The sequence below is a fragment of the Streptomyces sulphureus DSM 40104 genome (genome assembly GCF_000381025.1).
Classification (GTDB): Bacteria; Actinomycetota; Actinomycetes; order Streptomycetales; family Streptomycetaceae; genus Streptomyces; species Streptomyces sulphureus.
In genome coordinates this window covers 216,523-239,601 of record NZ_KB905822.1, presented here as the reverse complement: position 1 = coordinate 239,601, position 23,079 = coordinate 216,523, and the positions used below count along the sequence as shown (strand labels likewise).

Below are 23,079 nucleotides of genomic sequence, written 5' to 3'. Positions count from 1 at the left end.
AGAATCAGAAGGAGCACAGTGGAAAAGACACCCCTCTCCAGACTCTCCCGGCGCGCGGTGCTCTCCCGCGGAGCCGGCGGGGCCGCCGCGCTCGCCGTCGGCGGTCTCCTCACCGGCTGCGGCAACGACGGGACTCCCGCAGCCGAGGAGTCCTACTCCGGAAAGCCGCGCAAGGGCGGCAGACTGCGCGCCGCCTTCGCCGGAGGAAGCGCCGAATCGACGAGCGTGGTCCAGGCGACCGCGACCGTCGTGGACTACGTGCGGGCGCGCATAGTGTGGGACACCCTCGGAGAGCTGGAAGGCAACAAGCCGGTGTGGCGGCTGGCCGAGTCGGTGGAGCACAACGCCGACGCCACCCAGTGGACGATCAGGGTACGCAAGGGCGTCCGCTTCAGCGACGGCGCCCAACTCGATGCACACGACGTGCTCTTCAGCCTGCGCACCATCGCGAAACACCCCGGCGGCCAGGCCGCGCTGCTGGCCAACGCCGACCTCGCCAAGGCGCGCGTACGCCACGACCGCACGCTCGTCCTCCCGCTCAAGCAGCCGGACGGATCCTTCGATCTGGCCCTGGCGCAGTCCATGTTCATCTTCCCCGACGGCACCGAGAACCTGAACAAGGCCCCGGGAACCGGGCCGTTCGTGCTGAAGAAGTGGTCGCCGGGCAAGAGCAGCCTGCTCGAGGCCAACAAGGAGTACTGGGACGCCGACAGCGGTGGCCCGTACCTGGACGAGGTCGAGCTGTTCTCGGTCGGCGACGCCGCAGCCCGACTGAGCGGCCTCAAGTCGGGCCAGTTCGACTACGCGGGCGGCGTCTCCCTGGCGACGGCGCGAGCCGAGAAGGCCAACGAGAGGCTGCGCATCCTCCTGCCGCCGAAGGAGCTGTGGACGGAACTCGCCTTCGCCATGAACCTGGACGTGCCTCCGTTCACCTCCGCGGCGCTCGCCGAAGCCGTCAAGTACGCCATCGACAGGGAAGCCATGGTCAAGACCGTGACCCTGGGCTTCGGAGAGGCGGCCCACGACGCTCGCGGCATGCACCAGCCCTGGTACGCGGACGACCTGCCCGCACGCGAGCACGACCCGGACCGCGCAAAGGCTCTGCTGAAGAAGGCGGGACTCGGCGGGAAGGGCGTCACCCTGCGCACAGCCGCCGTCGCGTACGGCACGGTGGAGAGCGCCTCGGCGTTCGTCCAGCAGGCCGAAGCGGCGGATCTCCGCGTCGAGTTGGACAAGGTGCCGGCCGCCGACTACTACGGCGACACCGACAAGCTGCTGCACACGCCGATCCAGTCAGCGGCGTACTCCCCCATGCCACTCCCTCTCGAACTGTCCAACTACTACGGCAGCAACGCCAGTTACCCCTTCACCGGCAAGGCACCCCGGCGCCTGGAGAGCCTCCTCGACGACATGCGGCGAGCGGTCTCGGAGACCGACCGGAAGCGAGCCGTCTCCGACGTCCAGCACTACCTGCACGAGAAGGGCGGAGACGCCGTCTTCGCCAGGCTGCCCAGTGCGGCTGCCGCGACCCCCGAGGCCCAGGGCGTCAAGGCGCTCGGATGGGCCGAGTATCCGTCCCTGCGGGACGCCTTCCTCGCCCCGTGAGTAGGGTGCAGGACCGCCGTCCCCCGGCGGCGGACCCCCTTCCCGAAGCGCGCACCTCACGGACCCGGGGTCTCGCCGTCCTGGTCGTACGCCGGCTCTTCGCCTCGGTCGCCGTGCTCCTGCTCGTGTCCGTGCTCGTCTTCCTCGCCACGGACCTCGCGCCGGGGGACGCGGCCACGGCGCAGCTCTCCCGGCAGGGCGGAGCGACTCCCGAGCGGGTCGAGGCGCTCCGGCACGCGCTGGGGTTGGACGCTCCCTTCCCCCAGCGCTACCTCCGGTGGCTCACGCACGCCCTGCGAGGCGACCTCGGCATCTCCTACGCCCAGGGAGGCGAGGTCTCCCGGCTCGTCAGTGAACGTGCCCTCAACTCCCTGCTGTTGGGGACCGTCGCCATCGCCGTGCTCGTCCCGCTCGCTCTCACGCTCGGGCTGTGGTCCGGATTGCGCGCCGGCAGGCGTGCGGACCGGATCGTGTCCGCCTCCGTCCTCACGCTGGTGAGCGTCCCCGAGTTCGTCGCCGGGACAGTGCTCGTGCTGTGCTTCGCGACGTGGCTGGGCTGGCTGCCGGCCGTCTCCACGCTCTCCGCAGGAGAGCACCCGATGGGCCGGCCCAGTCTGCTGGTGTTGCCGGTGGCCACGCTCGTCTCCGCGTGCCTGGCACAGAACGTGCGCCTCATCCGGGCAGCCACTGTCGAGGCCGCGCACGGTGAGGCCGTGCAGGTCGCGCGGTTGAGCGGCGTACCGGAGTGGCGCGTGGTGCTGCGCTGGGTCGTGCCGGGCGCCGTCGTCCCCGCCGTCCCCGTGCTCGCTCGGCACGTCTCCTATCTCCTGGGCGGGACGCTCATCGCCGAGACGCTCTTCGGATACCCGGGGATCGCCGCGGCACTCGTGGAGGCCGCCGCCGCGAGGGACGCGCCCGTGGTCCTCGCCGTCGCCATGCTCACCACGTGCGTCACCGTGGCGCTCAACCTGGTCGCCGACGTCCTGTCCGCGATATTCCAGCCCGTCCGTGGAAGAGGAACATGACCAGCCCCCGTCTCGGCGTACAGGCCACGCCCCAGGACTCTCCGACGTCGCTCACACCGCCCCCGCGCGGAAAGGCGTCCGGAGCGCGACAGCGCAGGCGCGCCCGGGTGAGCGCCCTGGTCCTCGCTGCCGGCCTGCTGCTCGCCCTCGTCGGCCCCTGGCTTGCGCCTCACGATCCCGGTGCGACCGTCGACATTCCCTATGCCTCCCCGAGTGGGGAAACCCCGCTGGGTACCGACCACTTGGGGGCGGACGTGCTCAGCCGTGTCCTCAGCGGCGGTCGAGGGTTGATCCTCTCCGCGTGCGGTGTGCTGGTGGCCGCGTATCTGCTGGGCGCGGTGGCGGGGATGCTGGCCGCGCTGCGGCGGGGCTGGGTCGATTCCGTGCTGATGCGCACCGCGGATCTGCTCATGAGCATGCCCGCCTTCATCCTTCTCAGCGTGCTCGTCGTGGCCGTGGGTCGCGGTCCGGTCGGCGTCGCCGTCGCGACGGCCGTGATCCTCGTCCCCGACATCGCCAGGATGGTGCGCGCCGCGACCGCGCAGGCCCTCGAACACGACTATGTGGAAGCTGCGCAGGCACGCGGAGAGCGCACCCCGTCGATCCTCTCCCGGGAACTGCTGCCCAACCTGCTCCCGCTGCTCTGCGCCGACGCCGGCGTGCGCTTTGTCGCCGCCGTGTTCACCATCGCGACGGCCGCGTTCCTCGGCTACGGCACCCAACCGCCGGAAGCCGACTGGGCCCTGATGCTCCTGGAGAACCAGCCGGGACTGGCTCTCCAGCCGCTCGCCGTCCTGGCGCCCGCCGTCCTGCTGTTGGCCATCCTCGTGTCCGCGAACATGCTCGTCGACCGCCTCACGCCCGGCGTTCGCCAACCCACAGGACCGGCGGACGAACACCGGCACACCCCTGCACAGACCGCGGTCCCCGCCACCACTTCCCACCACGGCGAAGTGCTGGCGCAGGCCCGCGGTCTGTGCGTCGCCTCGGCCTCCGGCCACGTGCTGCACGAGGTCGACGTCGACGTGGCGCCGGGGCAGATACTCGCGCTGGTCGGCGAATCCGGCAGCGGCAAGACCACCCTCGCACTGGCCCTGCTCGGCGGGTTCCGACCCGGACTGACGCACACCCGCGGCGAGTTGACGCTGAGCGGCAGCAAGCTGCACACACTCGGCCCTCGCGCCCTGCGGTCCCTGCGCGCCCGCAACACCGCGTACGTACCGCAGGACCCCCGTACCGCGTTGTCGCCCACCATGCGGATCGGAACGCACCTGGCCGAACTCCTCAGAGCAGCCGAGGTCCCCGCTGCGGAGCGCACCACCCGGGCACGCGAGGCTCTGCGACTGGTCGACCTCCCTGACGACGACGCGTTCCTCAGGCGCTGGCCGCACCAGTTGTCCGGGGGACAGCGGCAACGTGTGGCCCTCGCAGGCGCCCTCGCCCCTCGGCCCGGTCTTCTGGTCATGGACGAACCGACCAGCGCCCTCGATCCGGTCACGGCTGCCGCTCTGCTGAGGGACCTCTCGACGCTGCGCGACCGCACCGGCGTGGGAATCCTGCTGGTCACACACGACTTGGCTGCCGCCGCCCGCGCAGCGGACCGCGTCCTGCTCATGGCACACGGCCGGATCGTCGAGGCCGGCACCGTCTCCGACGTGCTCGACCAGCCGGTGAGCGAGCCCGGCCGAAAGCTGGCCGAGACGGCCCTCGTCGCGCACTCCGCTTTCCGCGAGCTGTCGGGGGCAACGGAGGGCGACAGCGCCGTAGTTCGCACGACCGAGCGCGAGGCGCCCGAGACAGGTCCCCTCCTCCGAGTGCGCGGCCTGCGCGCGGGACACTCCCGGCAAGGCCCGGCCGTGCTACGGGAGCTGGACCTGGATGTCCCACGGGCCGGCTGCCTCACCGTCGTCGGTCCCTCGGGCAGCGGGAAGAGCACCCTGCTGCGCTGCCTCGCGGGCCTACACCCGGAATGGCACGGCGAGCTTCTTCTCTCCGGGAAGGCCGTTCCGCATGCGGTCGGGGACCGCACGCGGGAAACGCTCCGTACCCTCCAGTTCGTGCCGCAGGACCCCTTCGACTCGTTGAACCCCGCCCACACAGTCGACGAGATCCTCCGCCGGCCACTCCGCCTGTTCGCACCCGCGGGACGGCTTCCCGCACCGCACGCCCCGGAGGAGCTGCTGGCGAGGGTGGACCTCCCCTCTTCGACGGCCGGGCGGCCACCTTCCGCGCTCTCCGGCGGTCAGCGACAACGCGTCGCCCTGGCACGGGCGTTGGCCGCCCGGCCGGAGGTCCTGCTCTGCGACGAGATCACCTCCGCACTCGACGCAGCCACGGCGGCTTCCATGGTCAAGCTGCTGGCCTCCCTGCGGTCCGAGGACGGGATGACGCTGGTGGTCGTCACCCACGATCTGTCCGTCGCGGCCCGACTGGGAGGAGACATAGCGGTGCTGCGCAACGGCGAGGTGTGCGAGTTCGGCCCCGTGGCAAGGGTCCTCACCGCCCCCGCCCATCCGGCCACTCGCGGAATGCTCGACGCTTCCCTCGCAAGACAACTCGACAGAAGGGGAAGCCCGTTGCGCACTGCCGATCAAAAGGGTGGATGACTGCGCACGTGCGGCGCACCGGGGAGAACCCGCGCGACCGGCCCACCACGCCACCCCGCGCCGCACAGCCAGCAGGCGGGGCGACGCTCAGAGAGGCACGGGAGGAGACGACGGCACGAGCGCTTCGCGCAGTGTGCCGAGCGCCGTGCGTGCCTGCTCCTCACTCGCCGCCGACTGCCACTGGACGAGTTCCACGCTGAGGCGCCCGGCGTAGGTCTGGGCCATGTATATGGGAACGGGTACGGGCTGGGAGTCGTAGAACCGCAGGTCCCTGATGGCGACGCCGTCCGGGACCTGCAACGGGGGAAGGACCCCGAGGTTCGTCAGCAGAAAGCGCGGCGGAGAGACGGAGGCGAACGCAGCACCCACCACCTCCCCCAGCCGCAGCGCCAGCTTCTGCGGTGTCCGCGCCGCGAGTTGGGAGTCGAGCTGCCGCTTCACCCGCCGTGCGAGCTGCAACGGGTCGGTGTCGCGAGCGACGTCCAGCTCGCTCTTGGCGCCGCTGGTGAAGTTGGTGACGCCGAGGTCGGAGACGTGCGGCGTGACCCGACGCCGCAGATCCACCACCGACCAGCCCGACAGCAGCAGCGGCGCCCCCTCGTCAGCGTCCGCCCTGCGGCCGGCGCTCAGGAGCGCGGCGCAGAGAAGTGCGTGCACGGACACCTCGGCCCTCCGTGCGGTGGCGAGCAGGGAGTTGGTCTCCGCACGGTCCAGCAGGAGGCGCCGTACCCGCACCGCGCCGTCGTCGCCGACCCCGGCCGCCGGTCCCTTGGGAAACCCGTGGAAGGCGCCTCGGTACGCACGCACCGCGGCCTCTACCTCTTCGCGAGTGAACAGGTGCGAGAGGAACGGCTCGGCGCCCGGTCGGAGTCCGCCTCGGGGAGCGACGTGCTCCCCCTTTCCCGAGAGCACAGCCGTGTAGCGCTCCCACAGCAGGGCATAGAGCGCCGCTGCCGCCCGCCCGTCTGCGACCGCGTGATGGATGGCGAGCCCGACCCTGTAGCCACCCTCGCACGGAGTGACGACGAGACGGGCCAGAGCTGTCGCAGGGTCGAGGGCGGCGGCGAGCGCCTCGCGGTGCTCCGGGGTGGTCGTGGCCGTGCGCGCCTTCGACCGTGCTGGTGCCCGCGCCGACAGCACGTATCGCCCCTGTTGCTGGCTGATGGTCCCGGCCAACGCGGGGTCGAGGGCGAGCAGTTCCGCCCACGCTCTCTCCATGGCGTCGACGTCCACCGGGCCTTCCACCAGGGCATCGAAGACGATGCCCTGGTCGGAACGCATCAGCAGGGATTCGCTGGGTTCGAGGGGGCGCTGTTCGACCACGGGGGCCTCCGGGGTGAGAGAGCGGCTTGAGCCTGTCAGCCGCGGCGAGTGGTAGTGATCTTGCAGCCGCGGGCGGGGACGAGGATCACGTGGCGGGCACGCGGTTCCTCCGGCCGGTCACCGCACGGGGAGAGCCGATAGCGCGTCAGGATCTCCCGCAGCACGAGAGCGGACTCCATCAAGGCGAATCCGGCCCCCAGGCAGTAGCGTGGCCCGCCTCCGAACGGCAGCCAGCTACCACGTGGGACCCGACCGTCGAGGAAGCGCTCCGGCCTGAACGCGCCCGGATCTTCGTGGTGTTCGGCGTCGGTATGGACCTGGCCGATCATCGGCATGACCACGGCGCGGGCGGGGACACGGAAGCCGCCGATCTCCACCTCCTGCGTCACCTTGCGGGCGATCTCCGAGATGACGGGATGAAGCCGCAGTGCTTCCTTGACTATCGCCTCCAGGTACTTGCGATCGTCGGAGACAGCAGCGGCGGCGGCCTTCTCCTGGAGAGCGCTGTCCCACGCCAGGGCGTGCAGCGACCAGGCGAGGGCGGTAGCGGTCGTCTCGTGCCCGGCGAGCAGCAGACTGACGAGCTGGTCGCGCAGCTCGGCATCGGTCAGCGCGTCCGACTCCGCCGGCACGGACAGGAGTTGCGAGAGCACGTCATGCCGTTCCGCGGTGTCCTTCGCGGCGCGGCGTTCGGCGATCAGAGCCTGGATCAGCTCGTCGAGCCGACGCTGCTGGGCGAGCTTCCGCCGCCAGCGTCCTACCTTCTGGAGGGCGGGCATGTGCCAGCCCAGGAAGTCGAGCGGCTTCACCTTAACGAACTCACCCATCAGATGGCGCAGTTCGCCCAGGTGAGCTCCTTCCGCCACCCCGAAAACGACCTGCATGATGATCTCCAGGGTGAGACCGTTCATGCGGTCGTGCGCCCTGAAGGCCACGCCCGGCCGCCACTGCTCCGCCTCGCGGGCTGCGAGACGGCCCACCATGTCCTCGTAACCGCGCAGCGCCGCGGTACGGAAGGCCGGCATGAGCAGTCGACGTGCGCGCCTGTGCTCCGCCTCGTCGGCGAGCATGAGGGAACCGGACCCCAGGATCGGCTCCACGATGGCGTTGCCCTCGCCGCCGTGGAACACCGCGTCGCTGCCCTTCAGCAGTGCCTGGATGTGCTGCGCGTCGGCGAGTTGGACGACGGTTCCTTCCGGGAAGAGGCGCAGCAGGACGATGTCGCCGTATGTGCCGCGCAACTTCGGGGTCAGGCGGTAGGGCACGCGTCGGTACAGCGCGGTCTGCACCACTCTGGGCAGTCGGGGGCCGGGTGGAAGCGGCAGCCTCCTGATGCGGGCCGCTTCCCGGGCCGTGGGTTCCGACGTCATCACGCTCCCTTTCGCCTGCACGGTCGACCACACCTGTGGCGTCACCCGCCGGCCTCCCGGCTGACGTCAACTGCCGCGGCTCTCCGTTGACTCCACGCAGAGCGCTGCGTAACCTGCCACGCAAAATGAATATAATTTCCAATTCACGAATGGCACCCCCCGTCAGCAACAAGCCCGAACCGGGCCGGCAGCGCTTGTCGGCCTTCCGGAACTGCTGCCGGGCACGTGCGTTCACGGAGCCAGACGTGGCCTTGTGTGCTCCGTCGCAGCTCAGGACGGATGACGACAGATGACGCAAGAACCCGCTCCCGGCGGACAACCACCGCTGGTCGACACGGGAGCGCTCAAGAACCTGGTGCGGCCCGTCAGAGGCAAGTTGCTGCTCGGGGTGGCCCTGGCAGGGCTCTCCTCGGCCTGCGCGCTCGTGCCGTACGTGGCCGTCGCCGAGCTGGGGCGGACGTTGCTGGAGCACGGGACGAGTGAGTCGACCCTGGTGTGGTGGTGGGTGCTCGCGGGCATCGGCGGCGCGGTGCTGCGCAGCCTGCTCTACATCGGCGCCACCCAGCTCTGCCATTACGCCGACGCCGACTTCCGGTACCTCACCCGGTCCCGTATCGCCCGGCACCTGGGCAGGCTGCCGTTGGGCTGGTTCTCGGCCAACGGCTCGGGCGAGGTGAAGAAGGCCGTCGCGGACGACGTGAAACAGGTGCACACCCTCGTCGCTCATGCCGCAGCCGACATGACCTCCGGCATCGTCATGCCGCTGGCCGCCGTGGTCTACATGCTGACCGTCGACTGGCGCGTCGGGCTCCTGGTCGTCGGCTACGTATGCGTCGTCCTCGCCGTACTGGCCCCCCGCATCCAGCAGGGCTACCAACGCAACATGGACGCATTCAACACCGCCCAGGCGGAGTTGACGAAGACGACCGTGGAACTCGCCGACGGCGTCGAGGTCATCAAGACCTACGGGACCGCCTCACGGAGCTTCGGAAGGTTCGCCGAGGCGACCGACCGTCTCTCGGACGTGTGCATGCGGTGGATGGCAGGCATCGGACGCCCCACCAACCTGATCAACACGCTCCTCTCGCCCGCGTCCATGGTGGTCTGGATCGCCGCCGTCGGCTGTACGTTCATCGCCTTCGACTGGACGGCGCCGGGAACGCTGCTGCCTTTCCTCGCCGTGGGCGTCGGGCTGCCGAGCACCGTACTGAACGTCGCCCAACTCGGCTACGCCATCCGGGACGCCCAGCTCGGGGCCACCCACATCGCCCGAGTCCTCAGCGAACGCCCGCTGCCCGAACCGGAGTCGGCAGCGGTACCGAAGAACAGCCGCGTCACCTTCGAGGGGGTGACCTTCGGCTACGGAGAGGGCACCCCCGCACTGCGCGACATCGACGTCGTCCTGGAGCCGGGCACGGTCACCGCGCTCGTGGGGCCGTCTGGCTCGGGCAAGACGACCTTCGCCCGTCTGGTGCCGCGCTTCTGGGACGTCGACGCCGGGAGCATCAGGATCGGCGGCTCGGACGTCCGCGACATTCCGACCCAGAAGCTGCTCAGCATGGTCGCGTTCGTCTTCCAGGACGTGATCCTGCTGCGCACATCGGTGCGGGACAACATCCGGCTCGGACGCCCGGAGGCTACCGACGAGGAAGTGGAGTCGGCGGCGCGGGCAGCCCAGATCCACGACGTCATCACCACGCTCCCCGACGGCTACGACACCGTCCTCGGCGAGGAGAACGGCGAGCTCTCCGGCGGAGAACGCCAGCGCGTCACCATCGCCCGCGCCATCCTCCAGGACGCCCCGGTCGTGATCCTCGACGAAGCCACGGCGCACGCCGACCCCCACAGCGAGGCCGACGTGCAGCGGGCCCTGGGGGCGCTGAGCCGGAACCGGACGCTGCTGGTGATCGCGCACCGGTTGCACACCATCGCAGGTGTCGACCAGATCGTGGTGCTCGACGAGGGCAAGGTCGCCGAACGCGGCACACACGGCGACTTGTTGGAGAGCGGCGGCCTGTACTCGCGGCTGTGGAAGGCTCAACAGACGGTTCAGGAGACCGGAAAATGATCATTCGGCAGGCCGAGCGGCTGCTCGGCGCACCCACCGGCATGCGCGGCCAGATCCTCGGCTACGTGACCGCCGGGGTGTGCCAGGGCGTCACGTTCGCCACCCTCGTCCCCGTCCTGCGCGCCGTGCTCACCGGCGATGTGCGGGGCGCGCTTCCGTGGCTGATCGTCGCGGCCGTTGGCGCTCTCGCCTCCGGCGTCGCCATGTGGATCACCTCCAACAAGGGCTACGCCATCGGAGTCGAACGCAGCAGCATGACCCTGGCGCGGAAACTCGCCTCTCACGTCGTCCACCTGCCTCTCGGCTGGTTCACCAAGGCGAGGACGGGCGAACTGCTGACCGTCATGGGCGCGGCACAGAGCTTCGGCAACTTCCCCGGCATGGTCCTTCAGCAGATCACCGTCACCGTGACCGCCCCCGCTACGGTCGTGGTCGTCACCGCGTTCGTCGACTGGCGACTGACGGTGGCCTTCCTGGCGCTGACTCCGCTGGGGTATGTGTTCTACCGCCGGGTACAGCGGACTTCCGCCGGCTCGCAAGCGGAGGAGGGCGCCTCGCTCTCCGACGTGTCCAGCCGAGTGTTGGAATTCGCGCACGCCCAGGCGGTGCTGCGCGCCGCGGGGCGTACCGAGTCGGGTTGGGAGTCGCTGGACTCCGCGCTCCGCGCGGACCGTTCGGCCACCGTGCGCAGCCTCAACAAAGGCAACGCCCCGATGGCCTGGTACATGGTGGTCGTCGAAGCCGGCTTCGCCTTGGTCAGCGTGGTCGCGGCTTGGCTGGTACTCGACGGGCAGACGCGGATCGCGGACATCGTCGCTCTCCTGATCCTCGCCGTCCGCTTCACCGAGCCCGTCTCCCTGCTCGCCCCCTACGGCACCGGCGTACAACTGGCCGCCACAGCGCTCGACGGCGTGGACCGCATCCTGACCACCCCGCCCCTGCCCGAGCCCGCAACTCCCCGACCACCGCGGGACGCCCGGGTGGAGTTCCGCGACGTCGCATTCGACTACGGCGACAAACCGGTCCTCAGCGGACTCACACTGGATTGCCCCCCTGGCACCATGACCGCGCTCGTCGGCCCGTCCGGAGCCGGCAAGACGACCGTCACCCGGCTCGCGGCCCGGTTCTGGGACGTCGACGCAGGTGCGGTGCGCATCGGCGGTGTGGACGTACGCGAGATGGACAACGAGACCCTGATGCGCCAGATCGCGATCGTCTCGCAGGACGTCTACCTCTTCGACACCACGGTGGAGGAGAACGTACGCATCGGCCGCCCCGACGCCACCGACGCCCAACTCCGCGCGGCGGCAGAGTCCGCGCGCCTCACCGAGGTCGTCGCACGCCTGCCTCTCGGCTGGGCAACCCCGGTCGGAGAGGGCGGTTCCAACCTGTCCGGCGGGGAACGGCAGCGCGTCTCCATCGCGCGCGCCCTCCTCAAGGATGCCCCGGTAGTCCTCCTCGACGAGGCGACCGCCGCGCTGGACGGGGAGAACGAAGCCGCGGTGAGTGCTGCGCTTCGGGAGATGTCCGTGGACAGGACCGTCCTGGTCGTGGCGCACCGCCTGTCCACCATCGCCTCCGCCGACCAGATCGCGGTCCTCTCCGACGGTCGCATCCAGGAACTCGGCACACATCCGGAACTCCTCGCGAGCGAAGGCGCGTACAGCGCCTTCTGGGCAGCACGCAGCCAGGCTTCGAACTGGCAGATCGCGCCCTCCCCCTGAGCACGGGGGGCTCCCCTTACCAGCCGGCGTCAACTGTCCCGTGGGAACGCAGAGTTCCCACGGGACACGCGCGTCGGCCGGCAGAAGCGTCCTCTCCTCGCCTCTCTGTCACCGTCCGGCTCGCTCAGTCGCCGGCGGACGCCACGACGGACTCGCCGTGCGCGGGGCCGCCCGCCGGACCGTCATCCCGTGCGAGCGGTCCGGTGCGGCGCACACCCAAGTAGAGGAACGCGCTCGCCAGCACCAGCCCCGCGTCCACGTAGACCGCGGTCGACCAACTCCCCGTGGTATCCCGCAGAGCGCCCGAGACCACGGGGCTGGCGACGGCGCCGATCTCCGCGATCAGGTTCCACATCCCGAAGGCGGCGCCGCGGGACTCGTCGCTTACGAGGTCGGCCGTGAGCGCCTGGGACATCGGCTGCACCGCGTTGAGGAAGAGCCCCGTTGCGAAGAGCAGCAACCCCATCACCCACAACGAGGGCTGCTGGACGTGCTGGAGGTAGACGCCGAAGAGCAGGACCAGCGTGCCCTGCGCGACGGTGGCGGCGATGAGCAGGTTGCGCCGACCCCAACCACGTTGCAGGGCGCGGTCGGAGAGCCAGCCGCCGACGGGGAAGCCGATGATGCCGGCACCCGCGTTGAAGGCCGCGGTGAGGCCCGCCTCGACGAGCGAGGAGTCCGCCGCCGACGAGACGATCGCCACCGACCAGTACCCGAAGAGCCAGATGCTCCACAGGATGGCGATACCGGCGACGTAGATAAGCAGCGTCTCCCTGTCGATGACACCGCTACCGCCCCGCCGGGTCCGCGACTGCCCGAAGGCGCCGCGGCGGCGCATCACGAAGACAATCGCCAGCGCCAGCACCACCTGTGCCAACGCCGAAGCCCACTCCGGGAGTCCGAGGCTGTCGCTGGCCCAGAACAGGGCCATGATCAGCGCGCAGAAGACCGCCGAGACACCGAGCAGCCGCAGCGCCGGCACCCCGGGACGCAGCCTGCCGACGAGGCGTCGCAGGAACCACCACATCACGGCGGAGACAAGGAGCGTGAGCACGCCGAAGATCAGGAACGGCATCCTCCATCCCTGTTCCTTGCCGAGGACCGAGGCGCCGAAATCGAGCAGGGGCGGCGCTGCGATATTGGCGACGGTGAGCCCGAACGCGAGCCCGGTGATGGCGACCCCGAGCCCCAGACTGCGCTCGGGCGCGGGGGTGTGGGCGACGATCAGGGCGCGGTCGTTGGAGTAGAACGCGCCCTCGCCGAGCCCTGTCAGCACGCGCATCGCGACGAAGACGAACAAGCCCGTGATGGCACCGCTGATGACCGTGGCGACGCCGGCCCAGACGAACGAGACGACGAGCATCGTGGCGTGTCCGTACCGGTCGCCGAGGCTGCCGCTGGGCAGTTGCGTGAGCATGTAGCCGGCGAAGAAGAGGCTGCCGATGAGGCCGCCGAGCGCGTGCGGGTTCTGCGCCGCGTGCATGAACGAAACGTCGTTGTCGATCATCCATGTGACGACAGGGCCGGTGATGGCGCGATCGGCGTAGGCGAAGAGCCAGCCGCCGAAGAGCATGATCCACAGCATCCGGTAGGAACGCACGCCTGCTGTGGGCGGACGGTCCCGGTCCGCGTGGTGGGTTTGCGACATGTCGGTCTCGCTTCCGCAGAGGGGGCGGTTGCGTGCAGGGAGTCGGTGAGCCCGTCAGCGATCGGCGGCACCGCCGGCCGCCATGAGTCGACGGGGGCTCGTGGCGGCACCATCAATGCATACTTAATACGGAGGCTGTCAACGGTCATGCCGAACTCAGTCGACCCGACACCTCTGACCCGGCTCGCGTCACCGTGCAATCACCCCTGCACACGGGCTGTTTGAGGGCGCGAGGCCGGTCACTCGTCGACTTGGACACCGGGAACCCAAGGCAACTGCGCCTACCGGTTGACGGCAGATTTAATTAAGTTTCTCATGGGAGCTCGGACCGCACCGTCCGTACCAACTCGGTGTTCCGCAAGTGGTGTTCACCGACGGTGCCCTGACATTCCGCCCCGTCACCCCCTCCCCGAGAGGTGCCTCCCGTGACCGACCCCCACCTGCTCGACCGCTACAGGAGCGCCGGTTTCGGCAGCAGCGCCCACCGCGGCGTGCGTCCCGCCGTCGTCGTGGTCGATCTCCAACTCGGCTTCACCGACCCCGGCCTGCCCACCGGCGCGGACCTCCGTCCGCAGCTCGACGCCACCGCGCGACTGCTCGGCGCCGCCCGTGCCGCCGGCGCACCCGTGCTGTACACCGCCATCGCCTTCCCGCCCGGCGTTCCGCACGCCTGGCTCGACAAGTCGCCGGGACTCGCCGCGTTGCGCAGCGGAACGCCCGCGGTGCAGATCGATCAAGCGGTCGCGCCCGGGCCGAACGAACCCGTGCTCACCAAGGCATCGGCGAGTGGCTTCTTCGGCACCGGGCTCGCCTCGGCGCTCGGCTCCCTGCGTGTCGACACCGTCCTGGTGTGTGGCGCCACGACGAGCGGCTGCGTACGGGCCACCGCCGTGGACTCGGTACAGCACGGCTTCGCCACGCTCGTCGTGGCCGACTGCGTGGGCGACCGGGCCCAACCACCGCACGACGCCGCCCTCTTCGATCTCCAGCAGAAGTACGCGGATGTCGTCGGGCTCGACGACGCCGCCGAGTACCTGAGCCGCGCCCGGAACGCCGCACCGTCCGAGGGGTCCACCGCACACAAGGGGGCAGCATGACGGCGCACCGCGTGGGACTCGTCGTCCCCAGCTCCAACACCACGATGGAGACCGAGGTCCCCAAGCTCCTGCGCGAACACACCGCCCTGCACGGCGAGGAGTTCACCTTCCACTCCAGCCGCGCGGAGCTCCACACCGTCGAGGCCGCCGCGCTGCACGCCATGGTCGAGGAGGGGGACCGCTGCGCCAGGGAGCTCTCCGACGCCCAAGTGCGTGTCCTCGGCTACGCGTGCCTGGTGGCGCTGATGGCGGAGGGGCCGAAGGCGCACGAGCGGATCGAGCCGTGGCTCGCGGACGTGACGGCAGGCAACGGCTGCGAGGCACCCGTGGTGAGCAGTGCGGGAGCACTCGTCCGCACGCTCGATGCACTCGGGCTGCGCAAGGTCGCGGTCGTCGCCCCGTATGCACCGGAGTTGACGAGGACCGTGCTCGCCTATCTGGAGCAGTACGGGGTGGAGGTCGTCGACTCGGTGAGTCTGGCGGTGACCGACAACAGTGCCGTCGGCCGCCTCGACCCCGGGGATCTCTCCGCGCACGTCGCCGGCTTGGACCTCACCGGGGCCGAGGGCATCGTTCTCTCCGCCTGCGTCCAAATGCCCTCGCTCGACGCCGTTCCCGAGGTGGAGCAACGCTTCGGACTCCCCGTGGTGACCGCCGCGACCGCCACGACCCGCGAGCTCCTGGAGGCGCTCGGCCTGCCGCTCGGTCTCTCGACCGGCGGCGCCGCTTTGACGGGCGGTGACCGCCGATGAACGCCCCCTACGGTCCCCGCGGTACTGAACTCCGAGTCGACGCACGTGGATTGAGCCACAGGGTGCTCCGCTACGGTGAGCCGGGCAGCCCGGACCTGCTGCTGCTGCCCGGCATCACCAGCACCGCGCTGGCACTCGACTTCGTGGCGCACGCGTTGTCAGGGGAGTACCGGGTGTACGTGCCCGACATCCGCGGTCGAGGCGGCACCGTGGCGCCCGACGGCGGTTACACGCTGCGCGAGTACGCCGCGGACGCCGTCGCGCTGGCCGAGGCACTGGACTGCGAACGTCCCGTTCTCCTGGGCCACTCGATGGGGGCGCGCATCGCGGCCGCGACCGCTCGGCTGCTTCCGCACGGCCCGCTGGTCCTCGTCGATCCGCCGCTCTCCGGCCCGCACCGCCCCTATCCGACCTCGGCCTCCTCCTTCGCCGAGCAACTCACCGAGGCGCGCAGGGGAACCGACGCGGAGGGCGTGGCGCGGTGGTACCCGCACTGGCCGCAGCGCGAACTGGCCATCCGGGCACAGGAGTTGCCGACCTGCGACCCGACGGCCGTGGCAGAGACGCACGGCGACTTCGAGCGCGAGCGGTTCGAGCCGTACTGGGCCCGGCTCCCCGCGCCGGTCACGTTGATCCGAGGCGCCGAGAGCCCGGTCGTCACCGACGCCGACGTCCCCGCTCTGCGTCGGCTGAATCCGCAGGCGCAGATCCTCGAGGTGCCCTCGGCCGGCCACATGGTGCCCTGGGACAACCTCGACGGCTTCCTCGACGCCGTACGCACAGCCCTTGACGGGAAGCGCGCGGCTCTCGGCCCCCCGCCCGCACCGGAGAGCCCGGACGACGGCGCCGAGCCGACCCCGTCCCGGCCCGCCGACGCGCAGCAGACGGCGACGCGCCCCGCACCGCACCCGCCCGGCGGACCCGCCGGGCGATCCGTTCCAGGGAGGCAATCGTGACCGACCAGGCATTCCTCGCAGACCTGTGCACCGACTACCTGAAGCTCTGCGCCGTGGAGGACGGCCAGACCGTCGCCGTCCTGTCCCAGGGGCACGAACGCCTCGCCTACGCTGACGCGTTCCTGGCCGCCGCGCGTCGACTCGGCGCCCGCGCGTACCACGTCCGGCTCCCCGAGCCGCCGCCGAGCGGCGGCTGGGAGGTGGGCGGCGGACTCGCCGGGCAACGCGAGGTGGTGGAGACGGCCAAGCAGGCGGACATCCTCATCGACCTGGTCTTCCTGCTCTTCAGCCCGGAGCAGATGGAGATCCAGGCGGCCGGCACCAGGATCGCCCTCGCGGTCGAACCGGTGGAACTCCTGGCACGGCTCTTTCCGACCGTCGAGCTGCGCGAGCGGGTCGAGGCGGCCCAGCACCGCCTCGCCGGCGCGGAGTCGCTCCGCATCACCAGTGAGGCGGGCACCGACATCACCTACAGGCTCGGCGTCTACCCCACGGTCTCGGAGTACGGCTACACCGACGAGCCGGGGCGCTGGGACCACTGGCCGTCCGCCTTCGTTTTCACCGGCGGCGCCGACGACGGCGTCGACGGACGCATCGTGATGTCCCCTGGCGACGTCCTGCTGCCGTTCAACACCTACACCACCACCCCGGTCGAACTCACCGTGGAAAAGGGGTTCATCACCGACATCCGCGGCGGCCTCGACGCGGACCTGCTCTCCTCCTACATCCGCTCTTTCGACGACCCGCGCGGTTACGGCATGTCGCACGTCGGCTGGGGCCTCGACCCGCGCGCGCACTGGCACGGTCTGACGCAGTTCCCCGGCGGCATGGGCATGGAGCTGCGTTCCTTCGAGGGCAACGTGATGTTTTCCATCGGCCCCAACAACGAACTCGGCGGCGCCAACGACACTCCCTGCCACTTCGACATCCCGATGCGGGGCTGCGACCTCCTCCTCGACGACGAGCCGGTGGTCCGCGGCGGTCGCGTCGTGGAACCGCACCGCGCCGACTGACACCTGCCGCGCAGGCCGCGGCGGTCTGCTGCGGCCTGCGACTGCGGGTGCGCGCTGCCCCCGCCCTCACCCATCTCGCCACCGAACGTAAGGAGGGCCGAATGGCCCGGGAAATCGAGTCCCGCCTCGCGATCATCGGCGCCGGCCCCGCCGGGCTGACTCTCGCCAATCTGCTGCAACAGCGCGGAGTCCCCACCGTGGTCCTCGACAAGTTCAGCCGCGCGCAGATCCTCGGCCGTGCCCGGGCCGGCCTGCTGGAGCACCGCACCGTCGAACTCCTGGAGCGGCACGGACTCGCCGAGAGGCTGCACGCGGAAGGCGCGGTGCACCACGGCTGCGAGTTCCGCAGTGACGGCGAAAGCTTCTTCACCGACTACTCGGCTCTCTACGACGACACTCCCCACTACGTCTACCCCCAACAGGAAGTGGTGGCCGACCTGTTGGACGCCTACGAGGCGGGCGGCGGAACCGTCCACTACGAGACCCGCGCCCACCGCGTCACGTCCCTGGAGCACCGCCCGCGCGTGGAGTGCGAAAACGGCCTGGTGGTCACTGCCGACGCGGTGGCGGGTGCGGACGGTCAACACGGTGCCGCCCGCGCCTCGATCCCCGGAGAGGCGTTCACCGAGTACACCATGCAGCACGAGTTCCGCTGGCTCACCCTGCTCGCGCGCACCCGGCCGTCGGCGGAGTGGACCGTCTACGCACAGCATCCGCGGGGCTTCGCAGGGCACCTCCTCCGCTCGGACGACGTCACGCGCTTCCACCTCCAAGTCCCCTTCGAGGACAGCGTGGAGGACTGGCCCGACGAGCGGATCTGGCACGAGCTGCGGCACCGGCTGGCCAAACCGGGATGGACGCTGCACGAAGGTCCGGTCTTCAGCAAGAACATGCTGGAGATGAAGAGCAGCGTGCTGGAGCCGATGCAGTACGGGCGGCTCTTCCTGCTCGGCGACGCGGCGCACATCATCACCCCGTCCGGCGGCAAGGGTATGAATCTGGCCATCGCCGACGCGGCCGAACTCGACGGCGTACTCGCCGGGTTCCTGGACGGCGGGGAGGAGCAGGCGCTCGCCCGGTACTCCGCGAGGCGGCTGCCCGACATCTGGAAGGCGCAGGAGTTCAGCCACGCCCTGATACACATGATGCACACCTACCCCGCCGACGGACCCGACGCGGCGTTCCGCCAGCGCCTCCAGCAGTCCAGGCTCTGGCAGCTACGCCACTCGACGGCGTACGCACGCAACTTCGCCGAGAGCTACATCGGGCCGCCGCTGGGCTGGCCTTTCGAGCCCGGTGAGGAGCCGGGGACACCGCAGTCGGGCCGGCAGACGCGCGGCAGCGTCACCGCCGCCCCATGACGTCGGGGCGGTGCTGTCCGGCGGGTGCAACGCCCACCGGACAGCTCTGCCCCAAGCCGTGGCAAACTGTCGCCGACAGCACCAACACCATGCGGGAAAGTCACACGCCAGTGAAAGACGCCCAAACGACGGCCGGATTCGGCCCGCCGCACGGTACACTCACCGACTTTGCAGCGGACCAGCTCCGCCAGCGCATCGTGCTCGGCACTCTTTCTCCGGGCACAAGGCTTCGCGTCGAGGAGCTCTCCGCCGAACTCGGAATCAGCCGGGTGCCGTTGCGCGAAGCCTTCCGCGAACTCCTCTCCGAGGGCCTGCTGGAGATGTATCCGCGGCGCGGCGCCGTCGTCTCCGAGATACGGCGGCAGGACGTCGACGACTCCTACCGGATGCTGGAGCTGATGGAGGTGATGGCGACCGAACGAGCCGCCGCCACCTACCCCGAGGAGACGGCGACCGCCATGGAAGCGGCCCTGGAGCGCATGCGGCGCACGGAGGACGCCGACGACCCGGCTGCGATGCTCTTCGCGCACCGCGAGTTCCACGCCGCGGTCTTCGCGCGGCTGGGCCCCGGGGCGCTCCAACGGCACGTCCGAGTCCTGTGGTACTCCTGCGAGCGGTACATCAACGCCTCGCTCCGCGGCGAGCGCGCCCGGCAGGCGCACCGCGAACACGAGGAACTCGTCCGGTGCTTCTCCACCGGCGACGCCATCGGGGCGACCGCGGTCGCCCGGATGCACGTCCAGCACGGTCGCCTCGCCGCCCTGCAGGGCCTTGGCACGACCGACCGGACGACTCCCGCGGAGGAGTAGCACCCGCGGCGGCCGGCTCGCCGCTCGGCAACGTGCAGCCCGGCCCACCCCGCCGAGCGGCTGTACCTCCGCACGAGCTGCGTTCCTTGCCGGTCGTCGTACCTCCGGGCGGCCGTACCCGCCGCTTCGCCGACGGCTGCGCCGCCACGTCGCGCAGAGCCGGGAGCCGCTCACTGCTGCTCGGGCACCGCCTCGCTGAACTCCTTCCAGGAAAGCCGCGGTTCACGGGGGTCCCAGACCTTCTGCGCGGTGGCCGCGAGCGGGAGCCGGATGCCGTCCGCCACCTGCTGGGTGGTCTGCGCGTTGGAGATGTCGCCCCAGACGGCGAAACGGGCGCCGAGGATGCGGTCGCGGCCCGCCCACCTGTCGGGGACGGCCTTGTCGTGCCGCACGACGGCCGGTGTCCACTCGCGGTAGATGCGTTCGCCGGTCGGGTAGGTGAAGTCGTTCGGCTCGCCCAGGACGTAGTAGAGGAACTCGTCGTTGAGGTTGACGATCTTCCACTTCTCCTTGAAGTAGTCGGCCGGCTCGCGCGCACCCATCTCCTTGCCCGTCCAGTAGTTGACGGTGCGCGGACGGTTGGGCTTGACGACGCCGCCCGCGTGCATGCCGTCGTTCCACACCTGGGGCATCCGCTTGAGCTTGCGCACGGTGTCGGCCCGGTGGTTGATCCAGGCCGTGGCGAGATCCTGGATCTTCGCGCCGTCGCCGTAGCGGTCGCGGGCGACCGAGGCGAGCCCGGGGTAGGAGGACTCGGGGTCGTCGGAGAGCAGCGGCGGGTACTCGTCGCCGCCGAGGTGCCACTGCTTGGAGGGGAAGAGGTCGTCGATCTCGCGCAGCAGATCGTCGACGAGCTTGCCGGCCTTCGGCTTGCCGATGTCGATGGCGCCGCGCGCCACCTCGCCCGAGGCGCTGCGCACCGCGAGGTCCGGATGCTCGTCGATCACCGTTCCGAGGTGCCCCGGCGAGTCGATCTCGGGGACCACCTCGATGTGCCGCGAGGCCGCGACGTCGACGAGGTGGCGCACCTGCTTCTTCGTCAGGTGCGGGTCGGAGACGATCTCCGGGTGGCTGTCGCTGGCGATGCGGTACGCCTGGTCGTCGGAGAAGTGGAGCTGGAGCTGGTTGAGCTTGAGGTCGCCCATCTCCTTGATGCGGGACTCGATCCAGTCGGCGCTGTAGTCCTTGCGCGCGATGTCGAGGAGGAAGCCGCGCTGCGGCCGGTCCGGGCGGTCGCGGACCTCGCCGTCCGCGATGAGCTCCTGGTTCCGTACGGCCTGCAGAAGGGTACGGGTGCCGTAGAAGACGCCGGCCTGCTTGGCGCCCGTGATGCGCACGCGGCCGTCGGCGGTGCGCAGGCGGTAGCCCTCGGCTCCGGTCTTCGCCTTGGGTGTGAGCCGGAGTTCGACGTCGCCGGCGCGCGGCTTGCCGCCCGCGGTGTCCAGCTCCAACTCCTCGGCGAGCAGGTCCGCTTCGTCGGCGAGCGGCCCCTTGCGGTCGGTGACGACGCGAGCTCCGGGCTGCGGTTTCCATCCCGTGCCGCGCTGCGCTTTCCAGTCGCGTACGGCGGGCACCGTGCGCGGCTCGGGTCCCGTACGCTCGGGGCCTGCGGGTGGCGGGGTGCTGCCCGCGTCTGAGGGTTCGGATTGGGTGTTGTCGCTGCTCGTCCGCGAACTTCCGGTTCCTGGAAGGCCGTTGACGGCGAGCGTGGTCACGAGGCCGACCGCGATAACGGCGGCCGTTACGACAAGCGTCCAGCGCCACTTTCGTCCCATGGGAGTACGGTATTTTCCCTTTCGTCGCGTTCCGGGCACGTATGACCTTTCGAAGTGTCACGTGCGGGTGAATCACCCGAGGACGCCCGGAGCCTCTCCAGGCATGTCGCTAAGGTGGCGGCGTCGGACGGTAGGGGGCTGTATCCGATCTCACACCGGCCGGAATCCCTTGCTCGACGGCGTCGTTCGCCGCCCCGCGAGGGATCTCGGCGGGCCCTCGCCGCACTCAACCGAGGACCCAGAGGAGCCTATGCGCCCCAGCAGCCGGCGGACCGAGCAGCAGACGGCGCTCTGCCGACTCAACACCGCCTCCCGCGCCTCGGCCGAAGCCGCATTCCTGGAGAGCTGCGCCAGCCGCCGCTGGGCCGCACTCCTCACCACCCACCGCCCGTACCCCGACCTCGAAGCCCTCCTCGCCGCGGCCGACGAGGCCGCGTACGACCTTACGCCCGAGGACCTCGCCGAGGCGCTCGCGGGCGAGGCGGCCCGACACCCGCTCGACGCCGTCTACCAGCCGACGCACTCCGCCGACCGCCCCGGCGTCCTCGCCGCCCACACCGCGCTGCGCGCCGCCCTCGCCGCGTACGAGAGCCGGTTCGGCCACACCTTCCTGCTCTGCCTCGACGACCGCTCCCCCGCCGAGCGCCTCGACGCGACGCTCACCGCCCTCCACAGCCGCCTCGCCAACGAGCCCGAGGAGGAGCGCACGGTCACGGCCGAGGAGCTGCGCCGCATCGTCCGCGGCCGGCTCAGCCGCCACAGCTTCCAGGACGCGCTCGCCGTCCCGGTCCCCCGCAGCCAACAACCGCACCACAGCGGGCGGTTCTGAGCCGGACGGGCGCCGCAGCGGGCCGCCACGTCGGGCCTCGTCCCCGGTCGGCCCCTGTGTAGGGCCTCTCGGCGCTCCTGCGGTCCTCCGTACGTGGCTGATTGATCGGACCTGCACACCCGCCACCGGCGTCCCGACACCGCGTCGCTACGATGGCCCGCGGCCGGTGGACCGTACCCGGCCGGGCCCGACCGACACGAAGCCGGCTGGCCCCGATATCCGCTCCCGGAGGGTTTTTTCCGTGCCGGCTGGAACGCTGTACCGCGGCCGGGAAGGAATGTGGTCCTGGGTGGCTCACCGAGTCACCGGCGTCCTCATCTTCTTCTTCCTGTTCGTGCACGTCCTGGACACCGCGCTCGTCCGCGTCTCCCCCGAGGCGTACGACGACACCGTCGCGATCTACAAGACTCCGTTCGTCAACCTGATGGAGTACGGCCTCGTGGCCGCAGTCCTCTTCCACGCGCTCAACGGCCTGCGGGTCATCGCGGTGGACTTCTGGTCGAAGGGTGCCAGGTACCAGAAGCAGATGCTGTGGACGGCGATGGTCATCTGGCTCGTCCTGATGATCGGTGCCTTCTACCCGGTGCTTCAGCACACCCTGCGTTCGCTGTTCGGAGGCTGATAAGCGATGGCGACCGAAACCACGAAGCCGGCCGACGAGGCCGCGGGGGCGCGCGAGTTCGACGTGGACAACCCCGCGCCGGTCATCGAACCGCCCCGGACCCGCACCGCGAAGACCCCCCGGGCGACCAGGACCAACTTCGAGCTCTACGGCTGGCTGTTCATGCGGCTGTCGGGCATCGTCCTCGTCGTCCTCGTCCTCGGGCACCTGCTGATCCAGCTCGTGCTCGACGGGGGCGTGAGCAAGATCGGGTTCGCGTTCGTCGCGGGCCGCTGGGCCTCGCCGTTCTGGCAGACCTGGGACCTGCTGATGCTGTGGCTCGCCATGCTGCACGGCGCCAACGGCCTCCGCACCGTCATCAACGACTACGCGGAGCGGGCGAACACCCGCTTCTGGCTGAAGATGCTGCTCTACGCGGCCACTGTTTTCACGGTCCTGCTGGGAACGCTGGTGATCTTCACCTTCGACCCGAACATCCGCTGACGTACCGGGGCTG

General features: G+C 70.4%; 18 protein-coding genes. 14 read left to right on the top strand and 4 right to left on the bottom strand.

Going from position 1 to position 23,079, the window contains the following annotated elements:
* Positions 1 to 18: 18 nt before the first annotated feature.
* Genes F603_RS32910 through F603_RS0125395 form a run of 3 tightly spaced genes read left to right on the top strand, consistent with a single transcriptional unit; the run spans position 19 to position 5,236 of the window.
* Positions 19 to 1,605 (top strand): ABC transporter substrate-binding protein, encoded by a 1,587-nt coding sequence (locus F603_RS32910; protein WP_019548759.1) that lies wholly within the window; start codon positions 19 to 21, stop codon positions 1,603 to 1,605.
* Positions 1,602 to 2,630, top strand: coding sequence for an ABC transporter permease (locus tag F603_RS0125400; protein WP_245600899.1), 1,029 nt, complete (start codon positions 1,602 to 1,604; stop codon positions 2,628 to 2,630). The genes F603_RS32910 and F603_RS0125400 overlap by 4 nt, the downstream gene beginning before the upstream one ends.
* On the top strand, positions 2,627 to 5,236 hold the full coding sequence (locus F603_RS0125395) for an ABC transporter ATP-binding protein/permease (protein ID WP_106431387.1): 2,610 nt from the start codon (positions 2,627 to 2,629) through the stop codon (positions 5,234 to 5,236). The genes F603_RS0125400 and F603_RS0125395 overlap by 4 nt, the downstream gene beginning before the upstream one ends.
* An 87-nt stretch (positions 5,237 to 5,323) precedes the next feature.
* Here F603_RS0125395 and F603_RS33625 read toward each other — a convergent pair whose 3' ends face one another.
* Positions 5,324 to 6,559, bottom strand: a complete 1,236-nt coding sequence (locus F603_RS33625) for a phthiocerol/phthiodiolone dimycocerosyl transferase family protein (protein WP_019548756.1) — start codon at positions 6,557 to 6,559, stop codon at positions 5,324 to 5,326.
* A gap of 35 nt (positions 6,560 to 6,594) precedes the next feature.
* Positions 6,595 to 7,929: a cytochrome P450 gene (locus tag F603_RS0125385; protein ID WP_026328703.1), complete on the bottom strand. Its 1,335-nt coding sequence runs from the start codon at positions 7,927 to 7,929 to the stop codon at positions 6,595 to 6,597.
* Positions 7,930 to 8,218: 289 nt separating this feature from the next.
* Here F603_RS0125385 and F603_RS0125380 point away from each other — a divergent pair, with 289 nt between their 5' ends.
* Positions 8,219 to 9,997: an ABC transporter ATP-binding protein gene (locus F603_RS0125380; protein ID WP_019548754.1), complete on the top strand. Its 1,779-nt coding sequence runs from the start codon at positions 8,219 to 8,221 to the stop codon at positions 9,995 to 9,997.
* A complete protein-coding gene (locus F603_RS0125375; RefSeq protein ID WP_019548753.1) occupies positions 9,994 to 11,721 on the top strand; it encodes an ABC transporter ATP-binding protein in 1,728 nt (575 codons plus the stop codon). The genes F603_RS0125380 and F603_RS0125375 overlap by 4 nt, the downstream gene beginning before the upstream one ends.
* A 124-nt stretch (positions 11,722 to 11,845) precedes the next feature.
* Here F603_RS0125375 and F603_RS32900 read toward each other — a convergent pair whose 3' ends face one another.
* Entirely contained in the window at positions 11,846 to 13,369 is a 1,524-nt protein-coding gene (locus F603_RS32900) for an MFS transporter (RefSeq protein ID WP_019548752.1), read from the bottom strand.
* A 425-nt stretch (positions 13,370 to 13,794) separates the two neighbouring features.
* On the opposite strand from F603_RS32900, the gene F603_RS0125365 reads away from it, so the two are divergent.
* The 6 genes from F603_RS0125365 to F603_RS0125340 all read left to right on the top strand — a co-directional run bounded on the left by F603_RS0125365 (position 13,795) and on the right by F603_RS0125340 (position 19,357).
* Positions 13,795 to 14,466, top strand: a complete 672-nt coding sequence (locus F603_RS0125365) for an isochorismatase family protein (RefSeq protein WP_019548751.1) — start codon at positions 13,795 to 13,797, stop codon at positions 14,464 to 14,466.
* Positions 14,463 to 15,218: a maleate cis-trans isomerase family protein gene (locus F603_RS0125360; RefSeq protein ID WP_019548750.1), complete on the top strand. Its 756-nt coding sequence runs from the start codon at positions 14,463 to 14,465 to the stop codon at positions 15,216 to 15,218. Before F603_RS0125365 ends, F603_RS0125360 begins: the two co-directional genes overlap by 4 nt.
* 50 nt (positions 15,219 to 15,268) lie before the next feature.
* A complete protein-coding gene (locus F603_RS0125355) occupies positions 15,269 to 16,174 on the top strand; it encodes an alpha/beta fold hydrolase (RefSeq protein WP_211231121.1) in 906 nt (301 codons plus the stop codon).
* Positions 16,171 to 17,187 (top strand): 2,5-dihydroxypyridine 5,6-dioxygenase NicX family protein, encoded by a 1,017-nt coding sequence (locus F603_RS0125350; RefSeq protein ID WP_019548748.1) that lies wholly within the window; start codon positions 16,171 to 16,173, stop codon positions 17,185 to 17,187. Before F603_RS0125355 ends, F603_RS0125350 begins: the two co-directional genes overlap by 4 nt.
* 101 nt (positions 17,188 to 17,288) lie before the next feature.
* On the top strand, positions 17,289 to 18,548 hold the full coding sequence (locus tag F603_RS0125345) for a 4-hydroxybenzoate 3-monooxygenase (protein ID WP_019548747.1): 1,260 nt from the start codon (positions 17,289 to 17,291) through the stop codon (positions 18,546 to 18,548).
* A 110-nt stretch (positions 18,549 to 18,658) separates the two neighbouring features.
* Complete coding sequence (locus F603_RS0125340; protein WP_019548746.1) at positions 18,659 to 19,357, top strand: GntR family transcriptional regulator; 699 nt, start codon at positions 18,659 to 18,661, stop codon at positions 19,355 to 19,357.
* 170 nt (positions 19,358 to 19,527) lie between these two features.
* Here F603_RS0125340 and F603_RS0125335 read toward each other — a convergent pair whose 3' ends face one another.
* Positions 19,528 to 21,132, bottom strand: a complete 1,605-nt coding sequence (locus F603_RS0125335) for a family 20 glycosylhydrolase (RefSeq protein ID WP_019548745.1) — start codon at positions 21,130 to 21,132, stop codon at positions 19,528 to 19,530.
* A gap of 250 nt (positions 21,133 to 21,382) precedes the next feature.
* Here F603_RS0125335 and F603_RS0125330 point away from each other — a divergent pair, with 250 nt between their 5' ends.
* From F603_RS0125330 to F603_RS0125320, 3 genes are all read left to right on the top strand, one after another.
* On the top strand, positions 21,383 to 21,961 hold the full coding sequence (locus F603_RS0125330; protein WP_019548744.1) for a 2-oxo-4-hydroxy-4-carboxy-5-ureidoimidazoline decarboxylase: 579 nt from the start codon (positions 21,383 to 21,385) through the stop codon (positions 21,959 to 21,961).
* A 241-nt stretch (positions 21,962 to 22,202) separates the two neighbouring features.
* Positions 22,203 to 22,583 (top strand): succinate dehydrogenase, cytochrome b556 subunit, encoded by a 381-nt coding sequence (gene sdhC / locus F603_RS0125325; RefSeq protein WP_037956919.1) that lies wholly within the window; start codon positions 22,203 to 22,205, stop codon positions 22,581 to 22,583.
* Between the two features lie 6 nt (positions 22,584 to 22,589).
* Positions 22,590 to 23,066 (top strand): succinate dehydrogenase hydrophobic membrane anchor subunit, encoded by a 477-nt coding sequence (locus F603_RS0125320; RefSeq protein WP_019548742.1) that lies wholly within the window; start codon positions 22,590 to 22,592, stop codon positions 23,064 to 23,066.
* The last annotated feature ends 13 nt before the right edge of the window (positions 23,067 to 23,079 follow it).